This window comes from Rhodococcus cerastii, assembly GCF_033042195.1.
Lineage (GTDB): Bacteria > Actinomycetota > Actinomycetes > Mycobacteriales > Mycobacteriaceae > Rhodococcoides.
Genome location: NZ_JAWLKF010000050.1, coordinates 1 through 512 on the forward strand (window position 1 = coordinate 1; position 512 = coordinate 512).

At 67.0% G+C, this 512-nt stretch carries 1 protein-coding gene; it reads right to left on the reverse strand.

Annotated features, from left to right (window positions below):
* The coding region (locus R3P93_RS24555) for an HNH endonuclease signature motif containing protein (RefSeq protein ID WP_317534369.1) at window positions 1–512 on the reverse strand (512 nt) is incomplete at both ends.

Here is a 512-nt window from a genome sequence, read left to right on the forward strand (position 1 = left end):
GGTTGTCGGTAGGGGTCGACGGTTGCGGGCGGTACGAACCAGGGGTGGTTGTCGGTGCCGATGAACACTTCCCAGTCGCTGTGGTGGATCAGTCGGTGGTGGAACCCGCAGAGTAGGACGAGGTTGTTCATGTCGGTGGGTCCGCCGTCGCCCCAGTGCCAGATGTGGTGTCCTTCGGTCCAGGCGGCGGGTTTTCCGCAGCCGGGGAATGCGCATCCGTGATCGCGGGCGGTGAGGGCTCGGCGTTGTTTGGCGTTGACGGTGCGGGCGGTGCGGGCGAGGTTGAGTGGGTTGCCGTTCTCGTCCATCACGATCGCAGTGAGAACACAGTCGCAGGCGAGTTGGCGGGAGGTGTTGCGGGAGAGCGGTCCCATCCATGGCAGCCAGCCGACCGTGGTGCCGTCGCCGAACAGGTCCCGATACGCACCACGATCCGCGGCAGCTCCCGCAGCCTTGCCGGCCTCGGGTTCATCCGCCGCGTCCGGTTCTGCCGTGTCGGGGTGCATCGGTGC